Raw genomic sequence first — 23,656 nt, 5'->3', positions numbered from 1 at the left:
AAGGGCGCAAACGCGATGAAAACAATTATAAAAGTAACACTATTTAGCTTAAGTGTATTAGCGAGCAGCTTTGCAACAGCAGCGCAAAATGTAGTGCTGGTAACGCTTGACGGGGTACGCTGGCAAGAAGTATTTAATGGGGCTGATAATAGCTTAATTAATAATACTGATTTTGTTAAAAAGCCTGAGCAATTAAAGACCCAATTTTGGGCAAAAACAGCAAATGAGCGCCAGCAATTACTTATGCCTTTTTTAACGCAAGTAGTGGCTAAAAAAGGGATTATAATTGGCGATAGAGCTAACGGCTCTACTATGTCGGTAAGTAACCCGTGGTATTTTTCATACCCTGGTTACAACGAAATACTCACCGGTGAAGTTGACGAAAGTATAAATAGTAACAACAAAGTGCTCAACCCAAATAAAACTATTTTAGAGCGTTTAGATAAGTTACCTGAGTTTAAAGGTAGCACAGCCTTATTTGGTAGTTGGGATGTATTCCCATACATTGTAAATACTAAGCGCAGTAACGTGTATGTAAATGCAGGTTTTATGTCAATTGAAGAGAATTTATTCACCGATGCGCCGCTGTTAAATGCGCTACAAAGTGAAATCCCCAGTCCTTGGTATAACGTACGACTAGACAGTTTTACATATCGCTTTGCTAAAGCGTATATGTTGGCTAAAAAGCCTAAGTTGTTGGTGATAAGTTTAGGCGAAACCGATGACTTTGCGCATGATGGTCATTACGAACAATACCTTAAATCGGCAAGGCAAAGTGACGCTTTTATAAAAGACTTATGGGCAACTATTCAAACTACAGCGGGTTATAAAAATAACACCACACTAATTATTACTACTGATCACGGCCGTGGCAATAATGCCAATGATTGGCAACATCACAGCTCTAAACGTGCACTTGCTGAGCTAGAGTTAGGTGAAAATACCTACCCAGAAGGAATTGTCGGCTCTGAACATATTTGGCTTGCAGCCATCGGCCCCGCAATAAAAGGACGGGGCTTAATTAAAACTGAAAATGAGCTTAAACAAGTACAAATAGCAGCGACCGTTTTAAAGGCTCTTGGGCAGAATCCAAATGAAATAAATTCAAATATGGCGCCAGCTATTAGCGAGATTTTAAAATGAAGAACCTATTAAAACCATTAACCCTATCTGCCTTGGCGCTGAGTTTGGTTATTAGCGCAAGTGTTACTGCCGCGCCATCTAAAATCCTGTTTGGTTCGTGTGGGCATCAAGATAAAAACATACCCATATTTAATACAATTAACAAAGAGCAGGGGGATTTGTTTATATTTTTGGGTGACAATATTTACGGCGATACCAACGATATGGATATACTTGCCGATAAATACCAACGTTTAGGGGCAAAGGCGGGTTTTAAAATCTTGAAAGCGCAAACGCCTATCATTGCCATGTGGGATGACCACGATTATGGCCAAAACGATGCAGGTAAAGAGTATCCGCATAAAGAGCAATCACGCCAAATTATGCTTAATTTTTGGGATGAACCTGCAAACTCAGCACGTCGCACTCGTCCTGATGGAATTTATACCTCGTACATGTATGGTGAAAATGAGCAAACCATACAAATAATAATGCCTGATTTACGTTGGAACCGTGATGCGCTAAACCATGTAAGCGAGCTTGAATACGACACTAAGCGTAAGTTAAATAACCAAGGCCCATATAGTCCTAGTGAAGTAAAGGGCGCATCAATGCTAGGTGAAGCCCAGTGGCAATGGCTTGAACAAGAGCTTAAAAAGCCTGCTGCAATAAAATTGATTGCCTCAAGCTTACAGCTTTTACCCGATTTTACAGGTTGGGAGTCATGGGCAAACTTTCCTGAAGATAGAAACCGTTTATTTGCATTGATTAAAAAGCATAAGGTAAATGGGGTAGTGATCATCAGCGGCGATACGCACTGGGGTGAAATATCAAAGTATCAGCAAAACCTTGATTACCCATTAATTGAGATGACCAGCTCTGGCTTAACTGAAAAGTGGAAAGATGTAAGCCCTAACAAACACCGAGTAGGGAATTTTACTCATAACGTAAATTATGGTGATTTAAGCATAGACTGGCAGCAAATTGACCCCACTATTTCACTTAAATTAAAAGGCATTGATGGCGAAGTAATAATGCAAAGTGACTTTAGTTTATCAAGTATTAGCCCTTATAAATAAACTCACTACTACGCAGAGTATATAAAATAGATGCTGTGCGTATAAAATCTGTAAGTTAGTTCTTAACTCTCTGATTTATTAAAGCCAATTACCCGTTTGCGCTACCCCTAATATTGAAAATATCTTACACTGGTTTTATCTCAAGCAAGGTCAGTGTTATATGCTAAATATTATTCAATCAAACCGGATGGAAGCCCTGCAAGCGCAGTTCCACCAGCTGTTAAAAGTAAACCCATTGCAAAGCCCGTTCGACAAAGAAGTAGTGCTAGTGCAATCGCCGGGTATGTCGCAGTGGTTAAAAATAGGTTTGAGCGAAAACTTAGGGGTTGCAGCGCAGGTAGATTTTCCGCTGCCGTCGAGCTTTATTTGGCAGTTGTATCAGCAATTACTGCCAAATGTCCCTAAAGAGTCGGCATTTAATAAGCCCAACCTTGCTTGGAAGCTGTTCGCAATTTTACCAACCTGTATTGACGAGCCATTATATTTGCCGCTAAAAACCTATTTAGAAGGCGATATCGACGGGCAAAAAACCTTTGCGCTGTGCGAAAAAATAGCCGATGTGTACGACCAATATTTAATGTACCGACCGCACTGGATAGCCACATGGGATAGCGGCAAAGATGAGCTTGATGGCGTAGATGTAACCATTGCTCCATGGCAGCCTGACTTATGGCGACGCATTGTAAAACTAAGCCAAGAACTTGGGCAAAGCCAATTTCATCGCGCTAATATGCAAGGGCAGTTACTTGCAGCACTTGAGACTATGGACAATAGCATACTGCCACAACGCATTAGCTTATTTGGTATATCGGCGATTGCCAGCTCCCAGCTAGACGTATTTGAAGCGCTGAGTAAAAAAACCGAGGTTATATTATTCTTTTTTAACCCGAGTGAACATTACTGGGGCGATATTATAGATGAAAAAACAGCAGCTAAAATAAGCGCTAAATACGCCAAAATGCCGCTGGTGGAAGCGCAACAAACAAAACAAACCAATCCAGATGAAGAATACTACTTTATAGGTAATCCGTTGTTATCGTCGTGGGGTAAATTAGGTCGCGACTACTTTGAACAACTTGTACAGCTAGATGCCCGTTGGATTGATGGCTTTATTGATGTGTTTGACGACACCTTACTAGGGCAAGTACAAAGTGAGATTTATCAGCTTGCGTTTAAAGGCGAATCGCTGACCGATAACAAAGAGTGGTTTATAAACGACGAAGGTAAGTTACCAATCAGCGCAACCGACACCAGTATTACGCTCAGCGATTGCCATACACCGCTCAGAGAAGTTGAGCGCTTGCACGACTACTTACTTAACTTATTTAATCAAAACCCAACGCTTACCCCCAAAGACATAATTGTCATGATGCCCGATGTAGGCACTTACAGCCCTTATATTGAAGCCGTATTTGGCGGGGCACAAGGCAGCCGCTTTATTCCTTACGCATTGGCCGATTTAGCCATAGAGCAAGAAAAGCCTGTCCTTAGTTCATTTGCGAGTTTAGCTAACTTACCGTTTTCGCGCTTTGGTGTGTCGGATATTCTCGATTTATTACAAGTGACGCAAATAGCCGAAAAATTTGGGCTTGAAGCACACGAATACGAGCAAATTCAATACTGGCTTGAACGTGTTGGGGTTAAATGGGGTATAAACGCAGCGCATAAAAGCAGCTTTGATTTACCCGCTATCGATTTAAATACCTGGCAACATGGGCTTAACCGTTTACTGCTTGGTATTGCTATGCGCGACGAACAATGCCCGTTTAACGGTATTTACAGCGCTGACGAAGTAGAAGGCATGGCGCTTGATACACTCAATAAGCTCGTGCACTTTATTGATGTACTGCAAAGCTTTAAAGAGCAGCTAACGCCTGATGACACGCTCACTAATAAAGCGCATATTTTAAGCGAGCTATTAAACGCCATATACGAAAGTGAAAGTGACGACAGCTGGGATTTATTAGTACTTCAAAACGTGCTCGAAGAGTTACAAAAGCACCACGACAACGGCGATTACAGCAAAGCGGTTTCGCAGCGTATTGTTAGTTACTTAGTTAAACAAGGCATTCAAGAAAAAGGCGTAGGGCAGCGATTTTTGGTTGGGCAAGTAAACTTTTGTACGCTTATGCCCATGCGCGCCGTACCATTCAAAGTGGTATGCATGCTGGGCTTAAACGATGCCGACTACCCGCGTAACGTACAACCTATTGGTTTTGATTTAGTGCCTTATTCTAAAAAGCAAAAAGGTGACCGATCACGTAAATTAGATGACCGTTACTTATTTTTAGAAGCGCTACTGAGTGCCCGCGACAATTTATACATGAGTTACATTGGTCGCTCGTGTTTTGATAACCAACCGCGTATGCCATCAACCCTTGTAAGCGAGCTGTTAGAATATATTGGGCGTAGTTTTGAATTAAGCGATAAAAGCGAAAAAACGCTGCCCGCATGTCTAATTAATCAGCAGCATTTACAGCCTTTTAATAGCCATTATTATTTAGCCGATGAGCAAGCCAATACTGTGCTGAGCAACCACAGTTACAATCCAATTTGGCTGCCAAGTGAGTCAATTAAACCAGAGCCAGTTATTGCACTTGATGTGACTGTGCCAGATCAGTTAGATCTTGATGTGTTTATTAGAAGTGTGTGCAGCGCACAAGAGAGCTTTTATCAACAAACATTAGGTTTACGCCTGCCACAATTTAACGAAGTAGCAAAAGACGAAGAGCCATTTAGCCTAGATGCGCTGCGCCGTTATTTTTACCTTGATGAAATACTTAAAGCCAATATAAACGAGCAACCACTGAATACCGAGCAAATACTGCAGCGAGGTGAGTTACCTCAAGCTAATGTAGGCAGCCTCATATTTGAAAGTATGGAGCACCGAGTTGATGCGCTTGCAGGGCAAGTAAAAGAGCACATTAAAGGAGGGAAAAGTGAGCCAATAGAAGTTTTGCTTACCATTGAGGGCACCAAAATAGAGGGTTGGCTCAATCATGTGTATTTGCAAAAACAAGTGTTTTACCGCAGCGCGAGTATTAAAGCGAAAGATTTAATTAAAGGCTTTATTTATCACCTCGCAGCGCAAAGTATGGGTCAACAAGTAGAAACATTGTTACTTGGGCTTGATAAGCAAATTACCTTTGCGCCAATTAATAAAGCTGATGCCGATGCACTATTAGCTGATTGGTTTGAGTTATACAAAGCGCTGCGCGCAGAGCCAGTGCCATTTTTTCCGGTAAGTGGTTATGAATACGTTAAAAGCGGCGGCGATATAACAAAAGCAATGAGCAAATTTAGCCCGCAATACATAGGGCGAGGCGAGGGCGAAAACCCGTATATTCGCTTAACGGTGCAATCGCTAAACGACTGCCAAGATGAATTTATAAAATGGAGTGATAAATTGCTCACGCCTTTATTTGAACACGCAAAGGAGAGTGACCATGCAAGCGCTTAATCCTCTTACTATGCCGCTCATTGGTCAAAGTTTAATAGAAGCCAGTGCGGGTACTGGTAAAACTTATACAATTACGGGGCTGTATTTACGTTACTTACTAGGTATGCAAATAGAAGGTGAGTTAAATACGCCGCTCAGTGTTGAGCAAATTTTGGTAGTAACCTTTACCGACGCCGCCACCCAAGAAATTAAAGACCGCGTACGCAGCCGAATTATTGCTGCGCGCGACGCATTGCTTGGGCAAGACCCAAATGACGAACTCATTGAAGGCGTAATTGCCAAAATTGATGATAAGCACCGCGCGTTTGATTTGCTCGATGCAGCTGCTAAATCAATGGACGAAGCCGCTATTTTTACCATTCATGGCTTTTGTCAGCGGATGCTAAAACAACATGCGTTTGAGTCGGGAGTGGCGTTTAATCTCGAATTTATTTTAGATGAGCGCGACATATTACTCGAAACCATTAAAGATTTTTGGCGCGCATTTGTATACCCACTAAACAAAGAACGCACCGATGCTATTTTAGATGTATTTGCCGCACCAGAGGCTTTATTCGCTCAAGTGGCGAGCATTTTAAACAAAGCTAATGCGCACATTACACCACAAATAAATTTAGATGATGTATGGAAAGCGCGTGACGAATACGTAACCCGTGTGCCTGCATTTAAAAAAGCGGTGTTAGAGCAAGAGTTTATCGGTGCTATTAAAAGCTCGGGTTTAAGCGGGTCTAAAACGCCAGCACGAAAAGGCAGCCTTAGTGCGCTTGAGGCATTTTGTTTAGGCGGCGATTTGTTTTTTGAATTTGGCACTAACAAGTATTCGTTTGAAGTATGGAGTACAGAAAACCTAAGCGATGCAGGCAATTATAAAAAAAATCAGCCATTATTTGTGCATCCATTACTGAGTCAGTTTGACGAGCTTGCCGCACTTAATAACACCATAAACCAAGGGCTCAAAATAGCGGTTGTACAACATGCAGCACGCTGGGTAAAAGCCGCAATAGTTAAGCGCAAGCAAGAGCAAAGCGTGATCACCCCAGATGACTTATTGACTAATTTACACAGTGCGCTTAATAACGAGCAAGGCGACGTACTAGCGCAAAAAATTGCGCAGTTGTTTCCGGTTGCCATGATTGATGAATTCCAAGATACCGATCCGATTCAGTACGGTATTTTTAGTAAAATTTATGGGCAACAAAATACCACGCTTGCCATGATAGGCGACCCTAAACAGGCTATTTATGGCTTTAGGGGCGCAGATATTTTTACGTACATTGGCGCAAAAGAGGCAGTGCAGACTGATCAGCAATTTACGCTGGGGACTAACTTTCGCTCAAGCACCGATATAGTCAATAGCGTTAATAGTTTATTTGGCAAACACGCTAACAGCTTTATTTATAACGACGCCATACCCTTTAACGCAGTAGCTGCTAAAGGCAAAAAAGCGGATGACTCTTTTTTAATTGATGGCAAACCCGCTACCGCATTCGAATTTAATGTATTTGTAGATGAAGCCGCCGATGAAAAGAACAAACCAACTAACAAAGGTGTAGGGCAAGCGCATTTAGCCACTCACTTTGCGAATAAAATAGTGACTCTGCTTGAAAAAGCTAAACAGGGGGACGCGTGCATTGGCAGTAACACTGTAAGCGCTGCCGATATTTGTATATTAGTGCGCGACCGTGTTGAAGCACAAATAATGAAAAAAGCGCTTAGCGAAGCCAAAATAGCCAGCGTGTATTTATCGCGCGAAAGCGTTTTTAGTCAAGAGCTTAGCCATCACCTACTTAACTTTTTAACAGCGCTGCATGGTCAATATGACGAGTCATTGCTGCGCGGTGTTTTAGCTGGCCCGTTATTTTGTTTAAGTTATAACGAAATACATGCACTCGCCGATGATGAAAATAAATGGCAAGACTACTTAAACTTTTTTGCACAACTTAGCCACATTTGGAACAAGCAAGGCGCTATGGCCATGCTTGAGCGCTTAATGAGCCATAACCAGCTTAGCGCTAAATGGCAAGGGTTGGGATATAACGTTGAGCGTTGGCTGACGGACTTTAGGCACTTGGGCGAAATACTTCAGCAAAAACAAATAGAGCTTGAAGGCACGCTGCGTTTGCTGCGATGGTTTGCACAAAAGGTAAGCCAACAAGATGGCGAAACAGTACAAGTGCGCCTAGAAAGTGACGCCAACTTAGTAAAAATTGTCACTATGCATGCCTCAAAGGGGCTTGAATACCCACTGGTATTTATGCCGTTTGCTAGTGGCTATCGCGAAACAAAAGAAGCGCTTTATCACAATAACGGCAAGCTAGTTTACGATTTAAGTAAAGACGAAGATGCACTGCAAAAAGCAGAGCAAGAGCGCTTAGCTGAAGATTTACGCCTGCTGTATGTAGCACTTACTCGCGCTGTGCATTTTTGTGCGCTTGGTGTTTATAACATTGGGCAAGGGCAAAGTAGCCGCTTAGCAATGCAAAGTAGTGCACTAGGGCATGTTTTATTTGCAGGGCTTGAGCTTGCCAGTAGCCAAACATGGCGCACGCATTTAAGTGAGTTTTGCGACGCTAATAGCGCGATGAGCTATCAGCAATTTACCTCGCAAACGTTATTAGAGCAAGGCACGCTTTGTTTTAGTAATAGTGAAATTGCGCAGCAAACATTAAGTGTCAATAGAGTAACGGCAAATATTGAGCGTAACTGGCGAGCAACCAGCTTTAGTGCGTTAAGCTTTAAAAAGCATAGCGACCAATTAGCCCCAGGGCGAAGTGATGAAGATCACGAAAAAGACGAGTTTGCAGTGCAAGAGGATGAACTGCCATCACCTTATAGTTTTCCTAAAGGGCCAAAGCCGGGTAGCTGTTTACACGAAATATTTGAACAAATAGATTTTATTAGCCCAATAGTTCACCCAACTAATTCCGAGCAAAACTTATCTGAGGTAGTTAAGCGCAGCCTTGAAAAATACCACATAGGTGAGCAATGGCGAGAAGTGGCTGAAAAATGGGTGCTTGATGTTCTTGCGTGCCCCCTAGATAAAAGCTCTCTAGAAAACAGCCTTCTTTCATTGGGTGTGCTTACACCCAATGATTGCCTAGTCGAAATGGAATTTAATTTACCACTTGAGAGCTTAAGTGCACCTAAGCTAAACGAAATGCTGGTGAAACATTTTGGCTTTACGCAAAGTAAGCTTGAATTTTCACAAGTAAAAGGCTTGTTAAAAGGCTTCGTCGATTTAATATTTTGCTACCAAGGTAAATATTATATTTTAGATTATAAGTCTAATTATTTAGGCAGTACGCCAGCTGATTACGAAGGCGATATGCTTGAGCAAGCGATGAGCAGTCATCAGTATCATTTACAGTATTTAATCTACACGGTAGCGCTGCATCGTTTATTAAAACAACGTATAGCTGATTACTCGATAGAAACCCATTTAGGCGGCGTGTATTACACGTTTTTACGTGGAATGCCGACAGGGCAAGGCGTGTACTTTAAAAAGCTAACTGAAGAACAAGTGATTATTTTAGATGGCTTATTTAGCCAAGGAGCTATGCTATGAGCGATTTAAATGAGCAACCTGGCTTGTTTGACGATATAGACGAGACACTTAATAATGAAGCCGCAGAGCCTCTTACTTCAAAAAATGTAGCACAAGATGCCCCATTAGAGGATATTGTGTTAAATAATACGATTACCGAAGTCCCGTTACTTGAGTATTTATTAGCGCAAAACCGACTGCGTGTAGTTGATGTGAAGCTCGCTGAATTACTGTGTGCTAATGACATTGAGAAAACTCACAATGAACTGTTTTATATTATTTTATTGCTGTGCTTATCGCAGCAAAGCCAGCATAGCTGCCTAACCTTAAGTGAAGTTGATTGGAGTAATCCTTTTAATTTGCGCAAAAGCGACTTTAATAAACTCGATGGCAATGTACCCAGTACGCTAAGCCCGTTTAGTGATGACTTTAACGTACATACGGCGCTTAATTATTTACAAAGCCATGAAAGCGTGGGCGAAAATAAACCACTGCAGCTGTTTAACGAGCGACTTTATTTTGCGCGCCTTGCCGGTTATGAGCAAACACTCGCGGATAGACTATTAAGCATGAGCGAGCGAAAGCTCAATATTAATAATGAAGTATTGGCTGAACTTTTAAATACCTATTTTCCTGCTGATTCAACAATTGAAACTGATTGGCAAAAAGTGGCGTGTGCGATTGCGGCCACCAAAGGCTTTAGTGTGATCACGGGTGGCCCAGGTACAGGTAAAACTACCACAGTGACTAAGTTGCTGGCTATTTTGCAGTCGCTTTATAAAACCGCGCCCCTTAGTATTAAGCTGGTGGCCCCTACAGGTAAAGCCGCTGCACGTTTAAGTGAGTCTATTTTGGGCGCTAAAAATAAGCTCACAACGATTCCTGATGATATAAAAGCGCTGATCCCGCAAAGCGCTCAAACGATTCATCGCTTATTGGGCGTAAAACCGTTTACTAATAAATTTAGACATAACAAAAGTAATCCGCTGCATTTAGATGTACTAATTATTGATGAAGCCAGTATGGTCGATTTATCGCTGATGGCTAAATTAATAGAAGCACTTCCTGCGCACGCGCGATTAATACTCCTAGGTGATAAAGATCAGCTTGCCTCGGTAGATACCGGCAGCGTAATGAGCGATTTATGCCAAGGTTTAACACTTGGGCAAACGCCAAGCTACTCGCAAGCACGTTGTGATGAGCTAAATAGTTTATGTTTTAATAATAAACCTAAACTCGTATCGCAAAGCGTGAGTGAATTTAAACTTGCAGATTGCATTGCCTTTTTACAGCACAGTTATCGATTTGACGCACAAAGCGGTATTGGTCAACTAGCACTTGCGGTAAACACCAATAACACCGGTATTTTAAATTACGTAGAGCAAGAAAGTAGTGAAGGGCGTTTTAACGATGTAATTTTAGATTACGACTTTGTAGCAAAACCGATTGAAAAGCTCGTTAAAAGTGCAGCAAGTCATTATGCAAAATACCTTAACTTAATAGCCCAAGGTGCAGATGTTGCAAAGGTGCATACTGCTTTTGCTAGTTATCAGCTTTTAGCTGCAGTGCGAGAGGGCGATTACGGCGTTAATAGCTTAAATCAACGAATAGAGCGCGTGTTGCAACAGCAAGGTTTAATTACCGTAAGTCCTAATACTCACCACTACACGGGTATGCCTATTATGGTGAGCCAAAACGATTATCAACTTAAGTTATTTAACGGTGATATTGGTATTTTAATGCCCGATGAAAGTAATCAGCTCAAAGCCATATTTATTGACGAGCAAGGTAATCAACGAGCATTTTCGCCAGCACGACTCCCTGCACACGATAAAGTATATGTAATGACTATTCATAAATCACAAGGCTCAGAGTTTAGCTACACAGCCATGGTACTGCCACCGCTAAAACAAGCGCGCATGGGTATTAACAGGCAATTAGTGTATACGGGAATAACCCGCGCTAAAAATAAGTTTGAGCTGGTGGCTGACAAAAAAGTGCTGCAATTAGCAATGAATAAAAGCGTATCGAGAGCGTCTGGATTGTATGAAAGATTAAAGTTTGAGAATTAAAGGTTCTGCTGGGACATAGAAGTTATTTTATTGATGTATCCACATATTTGCAGATACCAGTGTTTATGTATTGGCTATTTTAAAACTTTCTGAATCTAGTAATTAAAGCTCTTATTATTTATCGCGTTATAAATAATATCTTCTATAATAAAATTAATTTCATTTCATATCGAATGTATTAGTAGGGATATTAATGTTTTTTTCTAAAAATAAACAAAACGAAATAGCTTCTCTAAAAGCTGAACTTTACCCATTACAACAAGTATGGGAAGGGCTTTACCGAGAGATGTTAGTACTAAACATTCTTTATGATGGCCGAATTTCGCACGCCAATGATAAGTTTTTAGAAAACCTAGGCTACAGTGAAGATGATCTAACTAATAATTCTTTTGACGATTTTATTACAGATTCGTCTCGTCAATCTTCAGAATTTAAAAGCCTACAGCAAGCTATTAAAAAAGAAGGGCATTGGGGCGGTGCATTGCAAGTTATGCGCAGCGATGGTAAAGCTGAATGGTTACGTTTAATAGTACATCCAGTAAAAGGGGAGCAAGATCAGTTGCTCTATTTTTCTATATTCGGAAGTGTACTTACAAAAACAATTACGGCTTCTCGCGAGCAAAGCGATACTATTAAAGCGATATATCGCTCTATGGCGGTAATTGAATTTGATTTAGAGGGCCATGTCTTAAAAGCAAATGATCAGTTTTTAGCTGCAATGGGTTATCAAGAAAGTGAAATACTAGGTAAACATCACCGTACGTTTTGTGAGGCTTCAGAGTATAACTCCCAAGAGTATCTGCAATTTTGGGCTAAATTAAGAGAAGGTAAGTTTATTGCTGAGCGTTTTAAGCGTGTAGATAAACATGGCAACATTGTTTGGCTAGAAGCGTCATATAACCCAATCTCAAATGACGCGAATGAGCTTTATAAAGTGATGAAGTTTGCAACTGTTATCACTGATCAAGTAAATCAAGAAATTGCGATATCACAAGCTGCCGAAATTGCTTATAGCACCTCAACCCAAACTGATAAAAAAGCAGAGCAAGGCGCGAGCGTTATACAAGATACAGTCGCAGTAATGACTGAGCTGGCTATTAACATGGAGCAAGCTGCAAATGAAATTTCAGCGCTTGATCAGCAGTCGCAACAAATATCGAGTATTGTACAAAGCATTAGTAGTATTGCTGAGCAAACAAATTTATTAGCATTAAATGCCGCAATTGAAGCGGCAAGAGCTGGCGAGCAGGGGCGAGGCTTTGCTGTGGTTGCAGATGAAGTGCGATTGCTTGCATCGCGTACCTCAAAAGCAACAGAAGAAATTGTAGAAGTTGTACAGCGCAACCAATCACAAACCCAAAATACGGTGGCTGTAATAGAAAAAGGTAAAGAGAAGGCAGAGCAAGGCTTGGCGTTATCTAAAGAATCTGGTGAAGTGATGCAAGAGATCCAACAAGGTGCACAAGAAGTTGTAAATGCGATTGGGCAATTTACCAGTGAACTTAAAGCTAACGGTTAGATTAGCTTCGTCCTTATTCTAAAGCGGGCACTTTCAATGGTATCCGCTTTAATCTTACTACCCTCAATATACCCCTTGAAACCCATCTAATAATTTCAAATATAACAACTATACCTCTATTAACTCATTAATCAGTATGAAATAAGTTTCTTCTCTTCCCTAAATGATAATAAGTTGTTGCATTTTTGTTCGTTGTTCCTAATACTAGAGTCTGTTGATCTTTCAAGGTTAAATTTGCAGCAGTCTGTTTGGTATTTAGGCAAGGCAGAGCCTAAGTAGTGTGGTTGTTCCCCATAAATAGGCGATAACGTAGCATTAATGCCAAACAGACGCTGCCCAAAGGGTACTTCCTAGAGGCTATTTACTCTTTGTTGCTCGGGTTTTACTTATTCTTACATGGATGTAAGCCAGTAGAGTAACGCAGGAGCAGTTACCGAGCCCACTAGGTAACAAATCTCGCGCCGTGATTAAATAGCCTCTAGTTTGAACAAATTTTAATCCGCAAAGAACAACAGACCCTAGTGAACACCTAAGCTGACAAGCTTATGTAAACCAACATGAATACCTTAAATGATAATGAAATATTAAGTACACAACATTAAGGAATTGTATGAACAACACAAAGCGCACACACAAATTAATTAAGCCAAGCCACCTAATTGGTGCGGGGTTAGCTATGTTAATGAGCTTTTCTGCAGCGAGTAAAGACTACAAAATTATATTAATTCATGGGTTACAAACTTCGCAAATAACAAATAAGTCGGGTAGTGATGTAATCAATGATGGTGAAACATATTGGCAATCGTACTGGAATAATCGTGCAGATGAGCGAATTGATTGGCCTGCTTATGAACGTATTGAAGGTAAAATTGCTACCGATTGGGTGTGGCCAAAGCTAAAGCAAATTTCACGCTCTAATTTATGCAGTGATGGCTGTGTATTTGTAACACATTCAACAGGAGACTTAGTTGCACGCCATATTATTGATAATCAAGAAAACTGGTTAGAAAACGAAGGCTTAGAGCCGCTTAATATTGTTGCTACGTTTGATTTAGCAGGCGCGGGTGGTGGAAGTGAGCTGGCTGACGTAGCTGTTAGTGCTTTAACTGGCGCATCATGGAACTTTGCGGTCGATGCTGCACTCAAATGGTGGCTAGGAAGTGATGTAACCGAAGCTGTTGGTGTATTACACGATTTAAAAGTAAACAATGCACGTAAAATTTCACCATTCCCAGATGCACGTACGCCACGTTTACGCTTTGTTGCCGATGGAAATGCATATTTGGGTTTAACGGGTGGTTTTTTAAAAGGCAATGATGATTCGGTTGTTGCATCGCACTCTTCATGTGGTGCCAGTTCGGCTGGCTCGTTTGGAAGTTGTAGCAGCAGTATTGATACAAATGGCCATTTAAAATCGCAAGGTGATGCAGTAAGTAGCTTTATGCCAAACCATTATCCAATGATGATGAGTGACAGTTATAGCCATAACGAAATACATAACGCGCAGCGAAAAGGTAATGTAACAATAGCCATGAATAACGTAAATGTGGAAGGTGACACTGTAGGTTTTAATACGTTTGATAAAACTACAGGTAGTTGGTTTTGGAAAAAACAATATCGTTATATTAAGGATTCAAATAATTTAAGCGCATCAGCACTTATTTATAATGTGATTCCATAACATACAAGGCGTGTAGTTAAAAACTATACGCCTTATAAAAGATTGAAATATAAAAATGAAAAAATTTTATGTCGTTGCTTTAATTATTAGCACTATTTTATTCTCGCTATGGTTTACAGGTAAAAATGATGCTCATAAAGTTGCTGAGCCAATAACACCTCAGGTTAAACACAGTGCGAGCGTAGCTGATTTATCGCCAGTAAAAGTGATCCCTATAGATGTACCTACAGCAAAAAAAACACAATCAAAAAAACAAATCGCGTTTAATGAAGACTTAACAAAAGCAGCGCAGCAAGTGGTTATGCAATATGAAAGTGCACTTAAATTTCCTCCTTATTCTCAGCCATTGAGTCCATTAGATGAAGATCGATTAAAGCCAAATCAATTCTACCCGGTATCGAGCCCTATTGATGAAAGTGGCGATGCTTTAACGTTAAGTCTTAAGCAATATCGTTTTGTATACCCAGAAGAAATAACAATAAAGATAAGCGCTCAAGGGCTTGGAAAAGTGGTCGTTGAGCTTGCAAATACAGATACAAAAGAAGTGTTAAATACCCATACAGGCAATGCGCGTGACGGTGAAGCAATTATAACATTTGAAGAGGATGAAGATTACCCTCGTAGCTTACAAGTGTTTGTAGAGGGTGATGTTGCCGGTAAAAAAGTTCCCGTAGTTGCACAAATTCAATATATGCCGCCTAGTGCAACTTTAACAGGTTTTGAAACTGCTTATGCACAAAACGAAAACATGATTTTGCCAGCTAACATAGCGGTAGTAAAAAGTGGTTTGTATCGTGTTAGGGCTAATTTATACAGTGGCGATACACCACTTGCTCATTTAGTATCTAAAGAGCGGTTAGCACAAGGAAGCCAAACACTTAATTTGAAAGCCCACTGGTCGGTATTACCACAAGGCATTACAGATATGCGCTTAAGCGACTTTGTTATTGAGAGAATGTCGCCAAGCCCAGGTGAGCGAAACAGCTTTGGGAATAGTGAAATAAGTCATTTTGATATTAACGATTTTTCGTACGATAGCTTGCAGCAATTACCATATCAGGCTAATGCACAAGAAAAGTTAAGTTTGGAATTTTTACAAGGCTTAGCTGAGAGTTAAAAATAGAACGCAATGCTGAATTGGTAAATTTAAGGGGGTTGTACATAAATACAACCCCCTTAAATTTGTTAGCTTAGATTTATAGTAACTACACTTGGCGCTTCTTGTTCATCAAGCTCATTAGCAACAGGCACTTTAGGAATATCTGGTTTATCAAGGGCTATATCGCCACCATCAATTACTTCACCTGTTTGTAAGTTTTTAAAATCAAACAAGTCGGCGTCAGCTAAATGTGAAGGCACTATGTTTTGCATTGCTGTAAAAATGCTTTCAATACGACCTGGGTGCTCCGCATCCCATTTAGCGAGCATTGTTTTTGTATGTTTACGCTGTAAGTTTTCTTGCGAGCCACATAGGTTACACGGAATGATAGGGTAACCTTGTACAAATGCGTATTGGCTTATGTCGCTTTCTTTACAGTATGCAAGTGGGCGAATAACCATATGCTCGCCGTTATCACTCATTAATTTAGCCGGCATACTTTTTAGCTTTCCGCCGTAAAACATATTTAAAAACAATGTTTCAATCATGTCGTCACGGTGATGCCCAAGGGCTATTTTAGTAGCGCCTAGCTCTTTTGCTGTGCGGTATAAAATACCACGACGTAAGCGTGAGCAAAGTGAACACGTTGTTTTACCTTCAGGGATAATATCGGTAACAATACTGTAAGTATCTTCTTCTACAATTTTGTATTCAACATTTAATTTATCAAGATACTGGGGTAAAACATGCTCAGGAAAATCAGGTTGTTTTTGATCAAGATTTACAACAACTAGGTCAAACTTTATAGGTGCTACACGTTTTAAATGTTGAAGCATTTCAAGCATTGTGTAGCTGTCTTTGCCGCCAGAAAGACATACCATTATACGGTCACCCTCTTCAATCATATTGAAGTCCATAACGGCTTGACCAGTTTGGCGACGTAAACGCTTTTGCAGCTTATTTAAGTTAAATTGAGCTTTAGCTTGATCTGAGTGTGACAATTACGCCCCCTAGTAAAACAATACAGCAAAGTTATTTGCTAAAAATAAAGGGGCGTATTATACCCAAACCACCTGAATATGCGAGTTTAGGATGTAATTAAAATTGATTTAAACATGCCTTATTAACACGTAAAAATAACTCGCTTATAACTTGCACATAAAGCTTAAAATTAATCCTTTGCCATAGGGCTCACGTAACCATCGGGTTTGAGTGCCAGTACATCACAGTCTAGGCTATCAATTACATGCTCTGCTGTATTACCTACAAGAGCGGCACTTAAGCCCGTGCGGCCTACAGTACCAATAACAACTAATTCGCTATTTAACCGCTTCGCTACATCAGGGATTACATCCTCTGGCAGGCCTTCTTCAATAAAACATTGCTCTGGGTTTAAATTAAACTCTGCAGCAAGTGCATTGGTTGATTCATGATGATGCTTTTTAACTGATTCGTTATAAAGTCCTGGGTTAAACTCAGGAATTTCGATGGCAATATTAATAGGAGTTGCAGGGTAGGCATTAACTAAATTAAGTTTTGCGTTGGCAAGTTCACATAAATATTGTGCGTCTTTAATAACGCGTTTATTAAGTGCTACATGTTCTTCGTTTTCACTAACCGCATTTACAGCAGCTAAAATATTACCGTTTGCTGGCCATGCCATTTCTTTTACAAATAATACCGGGGCTGGGCATTTGCGTACTAAGTGCCAATCTGTCGGGGTAAAAATAACTGATTTAAGTGCGCCATGTTGATGTGTGCCTTTAATTACTAAATCGTACTTTTGATCAATTACAGTATCGATTATGGCTTCGTAAGGGCGATTATGCCAAACCACTTGGGTTTCAATATTTATATCTTTGTAAGGGGAAACTAAATCGTTTAGCCATAGCTGGCGGTCTTTTAGTACGGCATCGCGCATTGCTTCGCGTTCATCGCCAGATAGCATAGTCGTCATTTCGTAAGAGAAGTCGTAAACCGTCATAAAGGCGGTAATACTTGCGCCAGATTTTTTAGCTAAATCTATTGAACGTGCTAAACCGTGTTGATCATCTTTGGTGGGGTCAATAACCGCAATAATGCGTTTAATAGTGTTCATATGCTACTCCATTTACCTAACGGGTGTACATTTAGTGTAACGTAAATATAAAACAGTTAAAGGGGTAGCATATAAATTGTTGTTCTAAATCAAACTATTTAATTTAGCGAGGCTTAACTATCGCCGCTGTTTTAGCCAAGGCATCATTATCTAAAATTGTAATAAATTTACCCTCTACTTTAATTAAGTCAGCTTTTTGAAAACGACTTAATAAACGGCTAATGGTTTCTACTGTTAGGCCTAAGTAATTGCCTATTTCACCGCGAGTCATCGTAAATCTAAATTCTTTACGCGAAAAACCACGCTCACCAAAACGCTCTGACAGGTTATAAATGAAACTAGCTAAGCGTTCCTCTGCTGATTTTTTATTGAGTAATAGCAGCATTTCTTGATCGTATGTAATTTCACTGCTCATTAAGCGCATTATTTGTTGGCGAAGCTTTGGTAATTTACCCGCAAGCTCGTCAAGGGTATCAAATGGGATTTCGCATACCATTGACGTTTCGAGTGCTTGTGAAAAACTAGGATGAGTCATTTTACTTATTGCGTCAAAACCAACTAGGTCGCCCGCTAAATGAAAGCCGGTAATTTGCTCATCACCTCGCTCCGATAACGTGTACGATTTGAATGAGCCAGAACGAACCGCATAAATAGCCTGCAAAGGTGCACCTGATTCAAATAGATAGTCGCCTTTATGGAGTGGCTTTTTTCGCTCAATAATTTCGTCAAGCTTATCCATTTCTTGGCCATTAAGTGAAAATGGCAAACACAATTGACTAATACTGCAGTTATTACAACTAATAGCACAATTACCTTTAGCGCGACTTTGAGAGAAATCCATAATTTAATCCATTTTAATTTTTATACACACGACTGCAAAATAACCTTAAAGGCTAATACTGCGAATAGATTAATGTACCAGCCTGTCAGTTGCAATAATCAATAAGTAGATACCATACCAAATAATAACACTGCCCAATACAATACGGGTCCATGGATGGTTAATAATAGTATTTAGCTTTTGCGCGGTAACGCCTAACGTGATCATCGCGGGAAAAGTACCTAAAGCAAAGCAAAGCATAACTAAGGCACCGTCCAGGGCACTTGGGCTAGTCATCGCCCATGTAAGCGCTGAGTATACAAGCCCACAAGGTAGCCATCCCCACAACGCACCGTAACCTAGTGCTTTAAAAGGAGAGTTAATAGGCATTAAATATTTATTTAGCTTAACAATGTGTTGCCACACCAAGGTTTTACCAATTTTCTCTAACCATTGTAAAGTAGGGCCCAAGCGCATTATATACACGCCGACGAGGAGCATAAAAATAGCTGCAATGAACGAAAGTATTAAAGAGAAGGAGGTGTTTTGCCTTGCAAATTGGCTGCTAATACCAGCAACAAGTGCGCCTGCTGCCATGTAGCTCAGTGCACGTCCAATATTATAAGCAAATGAATAGGTAAATGTTTTGCGTTTATCACTTGCCAGTTGTAATGAGCTTGCAATACCACCGCACATAGCAATGCAATGGCCGCTACCTATTAGGCCCATTAAAAATGCGCTGGTATAAAGAGGGTCAATCATTACTTTTGTTGTGTTGCTCTTTGTCATCTTCAAACAAAATACTATGACCTTGCTTGTTTAAGTCAGAAAACTGCTCGCTTTTTACAGCCCAAAAAAATACACCAATAGCAATAATGACGAACAAAATGGCAATGGGGATCAAAATGTAAATTATGCTCATAACTTTAATAGCCTTAGTGAATTACTAATCACAATAATTGAGCTGGCAGACATGCCAATCACAGCCATCCACGGAGCAACTAAGCCCAATGCTGCAAGTGGTAATATGGACGCATTATACAATAAAGACAGCGCAAGGTTTTGTTTAATAATACGTCGCGTTTGTTTTGCTACATTAAGTAAGTGATCAATGGAGGCTAAATCGCTATTAAGAAGCACTACATCGGCGCTATTTTTTGATATGTCTGCACCGGTTTCCATAGCAATAGATAAGTGCGCACTGGCAAATACTGGGCTGTCGTTTACACCATCACCTACCATTGCAACGACTTCATTTTGTGAAGACCATTGCTCAACGGCGGTTTGTTTATCTTGTGGAGAACATCCAAATTGCACACTTTCAAGTTTAAGTTGCTTAGCTACTTTTTGCCCAGCATCTGACGCGTCACCGGTTAACATGTGACACGTTAAGTTTTGCGATTGAAGTGAGTCTATAAGCTTTTTAGCATCGCTTTTTACTTTATCAACAAAGTAAAAGCGTGCAACAACTTGCTTATTTATATACAAGCTCGCTTGTGCATTCGATTTTTTGCTATTAAACCAGCCACTTTTACCAATTGCGTAATGATTAGTTGCATCTTGTGCGCTAATTCCCAGCCCTGGGTGTACTTCAACGTTATTAAGACTGCGGTGAGCTGGCGTAAACTCATCAAATGCACTGGCGATAGGGTGCTCAGAATAACGCTCTAGCATGGCTGCCATATCTAGCACTTGAGCTTTTGTATACTGTTTATCGATTATATCTACTTCATCAAGGCTAAATTTACCTTGCGTAAGTGTGCCTGTTTTATCAAATGCAAATAAAGTAATTTGTGAGAGCGTTTCGAGCACATGCGCTTGTTTTATTAATACGCCTTTGCGGGTAAGCGTTGCCACTGCACATGTGAGCGCGGTAGGTATGGCTAAACTCAGGGCACACGGGCAGGTAGCAACTAAAACCGAAATAGTGATCCAAAATGCATGTTCTGGGTCAATTTGATACCAGCCAATAGCTGTAAGTGAAGCAAATATAAGCAGGCACGCTATAAACCATTGCGCAACTTTATCTGTAATTTCAACCAGTTTAGGGCGCTTGGTTAAAGCGTTATGTTGCAGGCGTATAATTTGGTTTAAAAGCGTATTTTGACCAATTTTATTAATTTTTATTTCAATAACGCCGTCGTGGTTAACGCAACCAGCATAGACATTGTGACCAATAAATTTAGTGACAGGTTGGTGCTCCCCCGTCATCATTGACTCATCAACCGTGGTTTTGCCTTTAATAAGTTCGCCATCGGCAGGAATCGTTTCACCCGCTTTAATAAGTACTACGTCATTAAGTTTTAGTTTTTTAGCCGCAATTATAAGCTCTTCGCCACTTTCGTTAATGGTACGCGCTGTTAATGGCAGTAGTTTTTGTAAGTTGGCAGTAAATTCGCTCGCTTTTAAACGCGCTCTAAACTCAAGATATTTACCTAATAACAGTAAAAAGGTAAACATACACACAGATTCAAAATAGACCTCGCCCACTTGCATAAATGTGGCGTAACAACTTGCACCGAATGCGCCAAAAATAGCCAGTGATACGGGTAAATCCATATTGAGATGTTTTGCTTTTAAGCCATTTATAGCATTGGTCAGAAAGGGCAGTGCGCTGTATAAAACAACGGGAGATGCAAGTATTAAACTTATCCATCTAAAATACTGTTCAAAATTGCTATCCATACCCGAGAACATGCCAAAGTACATGGCAAATGCAAACATCATAACTTGCATGGTCATTAAACCAGCAACACCTAAGCGGCGAATATAGGCTTTGGCAGTTTGTTGTTTTTGCTGAGCTTCAACATCTGATTGAAACGGGTATGCTTTGTAGCCAATTTTAGCTAGGGAAGTAATAAGTTCACTCAATGGAGTGTTGGTTTTATCCCATAGGATCATCGCGCGGTTGGTGGATGTATTTACATCAACCCGTTTTACAGTATTTAAGTTTAAAAGTTGTTTTTCGATAAGCCATGCACAAGCAGCGCAGGTTATACCTTCAACGCTCAGTAATACCTCTGAGATATTATCGTTAGTAGCTATAAATTCGTCTTGAATATCTTCGTTGTCATAACTTTTTATAAATGCGAGTTGCTCAGGTACTAGCTGTTCTATTTTACCGGCACGTACGGTGCGGTATTTGTAGTAATCGGTCATACCTTGGTCAACAATATTTTGTGCAACAGCTTGGCAGCCAATGCAACACATTGGCTGAGCTATATCGTCAATTATAACGTTTGCGTTAAATCCGTTTGGCACACTTTCAAGGCAATGAAAGCAAGAGTTAGACATAGTTATTACTACTTATAATTAGGAGTAACTAAAACGGTTTGTTCAGTTGGTAACGTTATATTTTCTTTCATTTTCCAACTGCCATCTATTGGCTCAATAAATACTGAGTAGGCGCCTTGTGTATACTCATTAAGTAATGCAGTAAATTCCTGATTGGCATTAGGAGTAAGTGTTGCTTCAAAGTCATGCGCTTTAATGGTGCGATGATAAAACGAGAGCTTTAATACATGCACGTTACTGCTGTCGCCTTTTGTAAACTTAAAGCTTACACGGTCGTTGGTTACATTTAATTCGCCATGTAAATAAAGTGCTTTTGCTTTTTCAAACTTAGTCAGTTCTAAGTTTATTGCTTTACCTTTTTTGTAGTAGTCGTCAACAACCATATCTGGACCGTTACCTATTGCCGTAATAAATAAGCTAATACAGCCAATAATGGCAACTAACGGAAAAAAGATTAAAAACCAAGGCCAAAAATTTTTATACCACGGAGTAGGTTGCATAGTGTCTCTAAAATTAGTTTAGGAAGCGTTATTTTATAGGAATTATACGTAAAAGACTAAAAAAAAGCCTCACAGTGGAGGCTTTTTTGATCTGGATTAATCTATTGAATTAAATAAATTAATTTATAAACATTTTATTAACCGCGTGCTTATTTATCTTGCGATAAACTGTAAACATAGGCAGTTAATAAGTGAATCTTATCTTCACCTAAAATGTCTTTCCATGCAGGCATTACACCGGCACGGCCGTGGTTAAGCGTTTCTTCAACAGCACGTTGAGAACCACCATATAACCAAATGTTATCAGTCAGGTTAGGCGCGCCAAACGGTAGGTTATGTGCAACCGACCCTTTACCGTCAGCACCATGACATGCGGCACACATTGCAAACTTAGCGGCACCTGCGTCTGCGTCTTTTTGGTTAACAGTACGACCAGAAAGGCTCAGCACATGTGCTGTCATTTCTTTAACGCCTTGTTCGCCAAGAGCAGGACCCCAAGCTGGCATTGCTGCAATACGACCATAAAGAAGTGTTTCTTTAATTTTGTCAGGTGTTCCGCCATATAACCAATCTTTATCAGTTAGGTTAGGGAAGCCAGTACCACCACGTGCATCAGAGCCATGACATTGCGCACAGTTTTGTGAGAATAAACGCTGACCAATTTCAATGGCTACTTGGCCATCTGTTTGCTCATGTTTATTATCATTATCAAGTGCTACTTGCTGCGCTGCATCACCTTCAAATTTAGAATTAACTAAATCTAAAACGGGTACTTGTGCAAGTTTATTAAAAATAGGACCAAAGCGCTCTTCTGCAGCTTCGTACTCTTTATCAAGTTTTACAAAGCGACCATCCGCTTTTGCCTCTGCAACTGCTTTTTTAGATTCAGCTAAAGACGTAATACCTTGATTAGAACTAGTCCATTTACCAAAACCTTCCCAGTTACCTAAACCTGGGAAAGCTGCAAGGTAATATACCGACCAAGCAAAAGTTGCGAAAAACATGTAAGTCCACCATTTTGGTAGTGGATTATTTAGCTCTTCAATGCCGTCAAATTCATGTCCACAGCTTTCACCTTCTTCTACGCCTGCATAGTTTTTTAAGTTCCAAACTAATAAGCCAAAGATGATGCATAAGCATGCAAGGGTTAATACAATAACCCAAATACTCCAAAAGCTAGTCATTTTTCAGACTCCTTTTCCTCGTTAGAGAGCGTGTTGTCATGTTTTTTTTCATCTTCAAAAATGGCATTAGCAGCGCTGTCAAAACGAGTTTTGCTTCGCTTGCTATATGCCCATGCAACAATCACAATAAACAATACTAAAATTACCAGAGTTAAAATACCTCTGTATGTTCCGTAATCCATAA

17 protein-coding genes are annotated in these 23,656 nt (G+C 40.2%); 8 read left to right on the top strand and 9 right to left on the bottom strand.

The features are described 5' to 3' along the window. Window positions 1–15: 15 nt before the first annotated feature. The 8 genes from I6F66_RS10665 to I6F66_RS10630 all read left to right on the top strand — a co-directional run bounded on the left by I6F66_RS10665 (window position 16) and on the right by I6F66_RS10630 (window position 15,594). On the top strand, window positions 16–1,143 hold the full coding sequence (locus tag I6F66_RS10665) for an alkaline phosphatase family protein (RefSeq protein ID WP_024594361.1): 1,128 nt from the start codon (window positions 16–18) through the stop codon (window positions 1,141–1,143). Continuing rightward, entirely contained in the window at window positions 1,140–2,201 is a 1,062-nt protein-coding gene (locus tag I6F66_RS10660) for an alkaline phosphatase D family protein (RefSeq protein ID WP_165728840.1), read from the top strand. Before I6F66_RS10665 ends, I6F66_RS10660 begins: the two co-directional genes overlap by 4 nt. Before the next feature lie 160 nt (window positions 2,202–2,361). Continuing rightward, entirely contained in the window at window positions 2,362–5,661 is a 3,300-nt protein-coding gene (gene recC / locus I6F66_RS10655) for an exodeoxyribonuclease V subunit gamma (protein WP_197209255.1), read from the top strand. Beyond that, window positions 5,648–9,226, top strand: a complete 3,579-nt coding sequence (gene recB / locus I6F66_RS10650) for an exodeoxyribonuclease V subunit beta (RefSeq protein WP_197209254.1) — start codon at window positions 5,648–5,650, stop codon at window positions 9,224–9,226. The genes recC and recB overlap by 14 nt, the downstream gene beginning before the upstream one ends. Then, the gene (gene recD, locus I6F66_RS10645; protein ID WP_197160873.1) at window positions 9,223–11,277 is read left to right on the top strand and encodes an exodeoxyribonuclease V subunit alpha; all 2,055 of its coding nucleotides are present in this window, start codon (window positions 9,223–9,225) and stop codon (window positions 11,275–11,277) included. The genes recB and recD overlap by 4 nt, the downstream gene beginning before the upstream one ends. A gap of 193 nt (window positions 11,278–11,470) precedes the next feature. After that, entirely contained in the window at window positions 11,471–12,796 is a 1,326-nt protein-coding gene (locus I6F66_RS10640) for a PAS domain-containing methyl-accepting chemotaxis protein (RefSeq protein ID WP_007585625.1), read from the top strand. Between the two features lie 610 nt (window positions 12,797–13,406). Then, on the top strand, window positions 13,407–14,477 hold the full coding sequence (locus I6F66_RS10635) for a hypothetical protein (protein WP_007585627.1): 1,071 nt from the start codon (window positions 13,407–13,409) through the stop codon (window positions 14,475–14,477). Window positions 14,478–14,532: 55 nt separating this feature from the next. Continuing rightward, window positions 14,533–15,594 (top strand): hypothetical protein, encoded by a 1,062-nt coding sequence (locus I6F66_RS10630; protein ID WP_165728836.1) that lies wholly within the window; start codon window positions 14,533–14,535, stop codon window positions 15,592–15,594. A gap of 68 nt (window positions 15,595–15,662) precedes the next feature. Here I6F66_RS10630 and ttcA read toward each other — a convergent pair whose 3' ends face one another. From ttcA to I6F66_RS10585, 9 genes are all read right to left on the bottom strand, one after another. Then, window positions 15,663–16,577, bottom strand: coding sequence for a tRNA 2-thiocytidine(32) synthetase TtcA (gene ttcA / locus I6F66_RS10625; protein ID WP_007585631.1), 915 nt, complete (start codon window positions 16,575–16,577; stop codon window positions 15,663–15,665). Between the two features lie 170 nt (window positions 16,578–16,747). Continuing rightward, window positions 16,748–17,674 carry a universal stress protein UspE gene (uspE, locus tag I6F66_RS10620; protein ID WP_166376155.1) on the bottom strand — a complete coding sequence of 309 codons (927 nt, stop codon included), beginning with the start codon at window positions 17,672–17,674 and terminating at the stop codon, window positions 16,748–16,750. Between the two features lie 103 nt (window positions 17,675–17,777). After that, window positions 17,778–18,515, bottom strand: coding sequence for an FNR family transcription factor (locus I6F66_RS10615; protein ID WP_197209253.1), 738 nt, complete (start codon window positions 18,513–18,515; stop codon window positions 17,778–17,780). 69 nt (window positions 18,516–18,584) lie between these two features. Next, entirely contained in the window at window positions 18,585–19,256 is a 672-nt protein-coding gene (locus I6F66_RS10610; RefSeq protein WP_197175669.1) for a sulfite exporter TauE/SafE family protein, read from the bottom strand. Next, complete coding sequence (ccoS, locus tag I6F66_RS10605) at window positions 19,249–19,416, bottom strand: cbb3-type cytochrome oxidase assembly protein CcoS (RefSeq protein ID WP_002963071.1); 168 nt, start codon at window positions 19,414–19,416, stop codon at window positions 19,249–19,251. Before ccoS ends, I6F66_RS10610 begins: the two co-directional genes overlap by 8 nt. After that, window positions 19,413–21,788 (bottom strand): heavy metal translocating P-type ATPase, encoded by a 2,376-nt coding sequence (locus I6F66_RS10600; protein WP_197175609.1) that lies wholly within the window; start codon window positions 21,786–21,788, stop codon window positions 19,413–19,415. The genes ccoS and I6F66_RS10600 overlap by 4 nt, the downstream gene beginning before the upstream one ends. 8 nt (window positions 21,789–21,796) lie before the next feature. After that, entirely contained in the window at window positions 21,797–22,288 is a 492-nt protein-coding gene (locus tag I6F66_RS10595; RefSeq protein WP_101216175.1) for a FixH family protein, read from the bottom strand. Window positions 22,289–22,437: 149 nt separating this feature from the next. Then, on the bottom strand, window positions 22,438–23,472 hold the full coding sequence (gene ccoP / locus I6F66_RS10590; protein ID WP_165722272.1) for a cytochrome-c oxidase, cbb3-type subunit III: 1,035 nt from the start codon (window positions 23,470–23,472) through the stop codon (window positions 22,438–22,440). Next, window positions 23,469–23,654: a cbb3-type cytochrome c oxidase subunit 3 gene (locus tag I6F66_RS10585; RefSeq protein ID WP_010554061.1), complete on the bottom strand. Its 186-nt coding sequence runs from the start codon at window positions 23,652–23,654 to the stop codon at window positions 23,469–23,471. Before I6F66_RS10585 ends, ccoP begins: the two co-directional genes overlap by 4 nt. Window positions 23,655–23,656: the final 2 nt, after the last annotated feature.

Source organism: Pseudoalteromonas sp. NZS100_1 (genome assembly GCF_015864285.1).
In the GTDB taxonomy this organism is placed as follows: Bacteria; Pseudomonadota; Gammaproteobacteria; order Enterobacterales; family Alteromonadaceae; genus Pseudoalteromonas; species Pseudoalteromonas arctica.
The sequence above is the reverse complement of the archived record's forward strand: the minus strand, read 5'-3'. Positions and strand labels throughout refer to the sequence as shown.

Bases quoted from the DNA above. Each gene is read 5' to 3' on its own strand.
- I6F66_RS10595 (WP_101216175.1), bottom strand. From the start codon at position 22,288: ATGCAACCTACTCCGTGGTATAAAAATTTTTGGCCTTGGTTTTTAATC.
- I6F66_RS10635 (WP_007585627.1), top strand. From the start codon at position 13,407: ATGAACAACACAAAGCGCACACACAAATTAATTAAGCCAAGCCACCTA.
- I6F66_RS10640 (WP_007585625.1), top strand. From the start codon at position 11,471: ATGTTTTTTTCTAAAAATAAACAAAACGAAATAGCTTCTCTAAAAGCT.
- ccoS (WP_002963071.1), bottom strand. From the start codon at position 19,416: ATGAGCATAATTTACATTTTGATCCCCATTGCCATTTTGTTCGTCATT.
- recB (WP_197209254.1), top strand. From the start codon at position 5,648: ATGCAAGCGCTTAATCCTCTTACTATGCCGCTCATTGGTCAAAGTTTA.
- I6F66_RS10615 (WP_197209253.1), bottom strand. From the start codon at position 18,515: ATGGATTTCTCTCAAAGTCGCGCTAAAGGTAATTGTGCTATTAGTTGT.
- I6F66_RS10610 (WP_197175669.1), bottom strand. From the start codon at position 19,256: ATGATTGACCCTCTTTATACCAGCGCATTTTTAATGGGCCTAATAGGT.
- I6F66_RS10665 (WP_024594361.1), top strand. From the start codon at position 16: ATGAAAACAATTATAAAAGTAACACTATTTAGCTTAAGTGTATTAGCG.
- recD (WP_197160873.1), top strand. From the start codon at position 9,223: ATGAGCGATTTAAATGAGCAACCTGGCTTGTTTGACGATATAGACGAG.
- uspE (WP_166376155.1), bottom strand. From the start codon at position 17,674: ATGAACACTATTAAACGCATTATTGCGGTTATTGACCCCACCAAAGAT.
- ccoP (WP_165722272.1), bottom strand. From the start codon at position 23,472: ATGACTAGCTTTTGGAGTATTTGGGTTATTGTATTAACCCTTGCATGC.
- I6F66_RS10660 (WP_165728840.1), top strand. From the start codon at position 1,140: ATGAAGAACCTATTAAAACCATTAACCCTATCTGCCTTGGCGCTGAGT.
- I6F66_RS10585 (WP_010554061.1), bottom strand. From the start codon at position 23,654: ATGGATTACGGAACATACAGAGGTATTTTAACTCTGGTAATTTTAGTA.
- I6F66_RS10630 (WP_165728836.1), top strand. From the start codon at position 14,533: ATGAAAAAATTTTATGTCGTTGCTTTAATTATTAGCACTATTTTATTC.
- recC (WP_197209255.1), top strand. From the start codon at position 2,362: ATGCTAAATATTATTCAATCAAACCGGATGGAAGCCCTGCAAGCGCAG.
- I6F66_RS10600 (WP_197175609.1), bottom strand. From the start codon at position 21,788: ATGTCTAACTCTTGCTTTCATTGCCTTGAAAGTGTGCCAAACGGATTT.